Annotated in this window: 6 protein-coding genes, 1 pseudogene and 1 other annotated feature; of the genes and pseudogenes, 3 read left to right on the forward strand and 4 right to left on the reverse strand. The window is 44.8% G+C overall.

The window, feature by feature from the left end; genetic code table 11:
• Positions 1-102: a sequence feature (Trp leader region), on the reverse strand. This feature is flagged as partial in the annotation.
• Positions 49-174 carry a trp operon leader peptide gene (locus AB4653_RS22390; protein ID WP_009848753.1) on the reverse strand — a complete coding sequence of 42 codons (126 nt, stop codon included), beginning with the start codon at positions 172-174 and terminating at the stop codon, positions 49-51. (Overlaps the previous feature by 54 nt.)
• A gap of 120 nt (positions 175-294) precedes the next feature.
• Here AB4653_RS22390 and rnm point away from each other — a divergent pair, with 120 nt between their 5' ends.
• The 3 genes from rnm to rluB all read left to right on the forward strand — a co-directional run bounded on the left by rnm (position 295) and on the right by rluB (position 3,020).
• Complete coding sequence (rnm, locus tag AB4653_RS22395; RefSeq protein WP_041472857.1) at positions 295-1,149, forward strand: RNase RNM; 855 nt, start codon at positions 295-297, stop codon at positions 1,147-1,149.
• Between the two features lie 62 nt (positions 1,150-1,211).
• Positions 1,212-1,832 (forward strand): L-threonylcarbamoyladenylate synthase, encoded by a 621-nt coding sequence (locus tag AB4653_RS22400; protein WP_102257854.1) that lies wholly within the window; start codon positions 1,212-1,214, stop codon positions 1,830-1,832.
• Positions 1,833-1,991: 159 nt separating this feature from the next.
• On the forward strand, positions 1,992-3,020 hold the full coding sequence (rluB, locus tag AB4653_RS22405) for a 23S rRNA pseudouridine(2605) synthase RluB (protein WP_017104066.1): 1,029 nt from the start codon (positions 1,992-1,994) through the stop codon (positions 3,018-3,020).
• Between the two features lie 163 nt (positions 3,021-3,183).
• On the opposite strand, the gene AB4653_RS22410 is transcribed toward rluB, so the two are convergent.
• From AB4653_RS22410 to AB4653_RS22420, 3 genes and pseudogenes are all read right to left on the reverse strand, one after another.
• Entirely contained in the window at positions 3,184-3,675 is a 492-nt protein-coding gene (locus AB4653_RS22410) for an RNA methyltransferase (protein ID WP_004729783.1), read from the reverse strand.
• An 89-nt stretch (positions 3,676-3,764) separates the two neighbouring features.
• Positions 3,765-4,094 (reverse strand): HI1450 family dsDNA-mimic protein, encoded by a 330-nt coding sequence (locus AB4653_RS22415; protein WP_012604336.1) that lies wholly within the window; start codon positions 4,092-4,094, stop codon positions 3,765-3,767.
• A 10-nt stretch (positions 4,095-4,104) separates the two neighbouring features.
• Positions 4,105-4,448: pseudogene (locus AB4653_RS22420) on the reverse strand (elongation factor P-like protein YeiP); the annotation flags it as partial.

Consider the following 4,448-nt stretch of genomic DNA (forward strand, 5'->3'; position numbering starts at 1 on the left):
CTATGAAAGCGGGCTTAGTGATAACTTTTTTATAAACAAACTGTTTAATTAGAAGTACACGTTGGCCCACCAAGAACTTGTCCAAGTGCGCCACCAATTAAGCTCTGAACTTGCTTCTACTGAAGAAAGTTCTAAAACTTTATCTTTATGGTTTTGGTTAAATTCTTGTAACATAGTGAACCTATCAAATGTGATACTTCGTATTTGTGTACTAGTTAACTAGTTTTGCGCTTGCAGGTCAAGTGCGTTGACACAAATATAACGATAAAAATTGAAAACAATGAAAAAGAATATATGAGAATTGATCTACATAGTCATACAACAGCCTCAGATGGCCGACTTACTCCACCTGAACTGATTGACCGAGCGCTAGGCTTTAACATCGAAGTGTTAGCGATTACAGATCATGATACGACTGATGGGCTTGCTGAAGCACGCAGCTATATTGCTGATAACAATCTCCCTATTCAGTTGATTAACGGCATCGAGATCTCAACCGTTTGGCAAAACAAAGATATCCATATTGTTGGGTTAAACGTCGATCCTGAATCACCAGAATTGAAAGCGTTAATTGAACAACAGAAGCAACACCGTGTCGGACGTGCAGAGATGATTGCTCAACGTCTTGAGAAAGCGACTCGTGAAGGTGTGTTAGAAGAGGTTAAGTTGATTGCAGGTGATGCGCCAATTACTCGAGCACACTTTGCGAAATGGTTAGTCGACAATGGCTACGCGAAAACCATGCAGCAGGTGTTTAAAAAGTTTCTTACGCGCAACAATCCAGGTTATGTGCCGCCAACATGGTGCTCAATGAGTGATGCTGTCACGGCTATTCATGCAGCTGGTGGTCAAGCGGTATTAGCTCACCCTGCGCGATATGGCCTTACCGCCAAGTGGGTTAAACGCCTTCTCGCTGCATTTGTTGAAGCAAATGGTGACGCTATGGAAGTGGCTCAACCTCAGCAAGCGCAACAAGAAAGACGCACACTTGCGGATTATGCTATACAATACAAACTATTAGCCTCCCAAGGCAGCGACTTCCATTACCCATCCCCATGGATGGAACTTGGACGTAATCTCTGGCTACCTTCTGGGGTCGAAGAAGTATGGAAAGATTGGGAGTTTCAAACGGTTTCACCATCTGAATAGTCTTTAGGTGAACCAGCTCCTTCTGATGATAGAGTCGAGAGATTCGATAACGAGGATCAACAATGAGCCAGTTTTTTTATGTACACCCAGATAACCCACAAGCGCGCTTAATTACTCAAGCGGTTGCGATTATTCGCAATGGCGGCGTTGTGGTTTATCCAACAGATTCAGGTTATGCACTGGGTTGTCAGCTTGAAAATAAACAAGCACTCGAACGCATCTGTAAAATTCGTCGAATCGATGATAAGCACAATTTCACTTTGTTATGCCGTGATCTTTCTGAGTTGTCACTGTATGCACGAGTAGATAACGTGGCTTTCCGTTTGCTTAAGGCGCACACGCCAGGTGCTTACACGTTTATTTTCAAAGCAACAAAAGAAGTGCCAAAGCGTTTGATGAACGCTAAGCGTAAAACGATCGGTATTCGTGTACCGGACAACAAAATTGCCCTAGAACTTCTAGAAGCAATGGGCGAGCCATTGATGTCGACGTCTCTGATTCTTCCGGGTAACGAGACCACTGAATCGGATCCTGAAGAAATTCGTGACAGCCTAGAGCATGCGGTTGATGTCATTTTGAATGGCGGCTACTTAGGTGAGCAACCGACTACGGTTATTGACTTCAGTGACGATGACGCCGTTGTTTTACGCCGTGGTGCCGGTGATCCAGCGCCGTTTGAATAATAGCGTTACTGATTAACAGTCTGTAACGAAACAGCAAACCTGCCAGAGTAAATAACAAGTGCTTTTTGGCAGGTTATTTGCGATAATACGCGACCGCGATTTGGTCGCGAAAAATTCATTCGACGTCTGTGAAGACGACAATTAGGTAGAAAAGAGTAAATGAGCGAAAAATTACAGAAGGTTTTAGCGCGAGCTGGTCACGGTTCTCGTCGTGAACTAGAAGGTTTAATCAAATCTGGTCGTGTAAGTGTTAACGGTCAAGTTGCGAAATTGGGTGAGCGTCTTGAAGACGAGAACTCAGTGATCCGTATCGATGGCCACACAATTACAGGCAAAGCCTCTGAAGAAGTGGTTTGTCGTGTACTTGCTTACTACAAACCTGAAGGTGAGCTTTGTACTCGTCACGATCCTGAAGGTCGCCGTACTGTTTTTGATCGTCTACCTAAGATCCGTGGTTCTCGTTGGATTTCAGTTGGTCGTCTTGATGCAAACACATCAGGCCTACTGTTGTTCACAACCGATGGTGAACTAGCTAACCGCCTAATGCACCCAAGCCGTCAGGTTGAGCGTGAGTACCTAGTACGTGTATTTGGTGAAGTAACCGAGCAAAAAGTTAAGAACGTGACTCGTGGCGTTCAACTTGAAGATGGTATGGCTCGTTTCGAAGATGTGGTTTACGCTGGCGGTGAAGGTATGAACCATACTTTCTACGTAGCAATTAACGAAGGTCGTAACCGTGAGGTTCGTCGTCTTTGGGAATCACAAGAAACAACAGTAAGCCGTCTGAAACGTGTACGTTACGGTGATATCTACCTTGATAAGAAACTGCCTCGTGGCGGTTGGAAAGAGCTAGACCTTCAAGAAGTAAACTACTTGCGCGAGCTTGTTGAACTTCAGCCAGAAAAAGAGACGCTGTTGGATCTTGATCCTGCAAACACTTCTCGTAAGCGTGAGCGTTCTCGCAGCCAGAAAATTCGTCGTGCTGTTAAGCGTCACGAAGAGCGCGCAAATGCTCCTAAAGGCCGTAGCAACCAGACTAAGCGTAAGAAGCCTGCAACTCGCGGTACTACAACACCTGATTCAGGTCGTAGTGCTCCAGCGACCAATGGTAAACCTCAGTCTACCAAAAAGCCTAAACTGAACAACGGACGCCCGGCTAAACCGGCTAAGCCAAGATCACGTAAGTAATTTCGTGGATTCTATAGCTTAATCCAACGTTTCGAATACAAAAAAAACCTGCTAATTTAGCAGGTTTTTTTTATGTCTTGAATATGGCGCAGTTCAAATCATGTGGAAGTGCTTGATCAGGTAGAAGTGCTTAGCCAGCTCGGCTGACTCGCTACGATTGATATTAGGTCACTTTCAAATGATTCGAGAAGTTGTCACCCTTCGCCATGCGGTCATACAAAATAACATTGACCGCGGCAGCAAGGTTCATGCAGCCATTAGTCGGAACGTAGATGGTTTCACGACAGAAGTCTGTGATCTCTTTTTTCAGAGTCCCATCTTCAGGGCCGAAGATATAAAAAGCACGAGGTGGGTGCTTATAATCAGGCAGAGGCTTGGCGCCTTCTATCAAATCAACCGCGATGGGCACGCAGCCAACAGGAATAATATCTTTAAGATCTTCAACACCAATTAATGGCAACTCAAGGTGCTTTTCTTTGGTGTCGGTATGAAACTGTCGAGCGTGGTCATAACGGGTGCCAGTATAAAATACAGAGTTTGCTCCATAGCAACCAGCTGCTCGCATTACTGAGCCAACATTTTCAGGGGTTTTGGGATTTACTAATCCAACACAGGCATAGCCTTTGGATAGGGTATCTGTCTTTGCTTTGGTCATAATTTTGTAGAGTTGCAGTTTGGTAAAGTGATGAGGCTATGAAGTCGTAAGAAAACCAGCTCAGTACTCTGAGCTGGTTTAAGAAGAGCCTAGTCGCGTTTCCACAACATGTGACAGAACTTGTGTTCAGGGTCACGGCTGATCAGTAGACGAGCGAATACGTCATCTAAGACATCATCAGCTTCATTTACAAGACCAATGCGTACTTCAGCGTAGATCTCTTTGTCGACTTCAAAGCCAACATGTTCAACCCAATCGTCACCAGTTTCAACAAGTTCTGCAGCGCCACGATCTTCAAACTGAGCCGTGAATAAGATCACGTCTGCAGGTTCAAGATTATCAGCAGCCATCTCTAGAAAGATGTCGTATGCAGTGTCAATTGCGTCGTCGTAAGACATTAGGTCGTTAGCTTCGGTCATAATCAGTATCTTAGCTTGCGCGGTTCATGTATTTACGTTCAGCTGTGTTCACAACAACTTTGTCGCCAGTTGCAATGTACTCAGGAACTTGAACAGTAAGGCCTGTAGACAGACGAGCTGGTTTAGTACGAGCTGAAGCAGATGCACCTTTGATTGAAGGGTCTGTCTCTTCGATTACTAGCTCAACTGAAGTTGGTAGCTCAAGAGTCGCCGCAGTACCGTCGATAAGAATCGCGTACATACCTTGCGTATCTTCGTTGATGAACAGCAGTTCGTCTTCGATCATTTCACCGTTGAAGATGAATTGTGTGTAATCTTCGTTATCCATGAAGATGTACTCGTTGCCATCAACGT

This window comes from Vibrio sp. 10N.222.48.A3, assembly GCF_041475345.1.
Classification (GTDB): Bacteria; Pseudomonadota; Gammaproteobacteria; order Enterobacterales; family Vibrionaceae; genus Vibrio; species Vibrio tasmaniensis_A.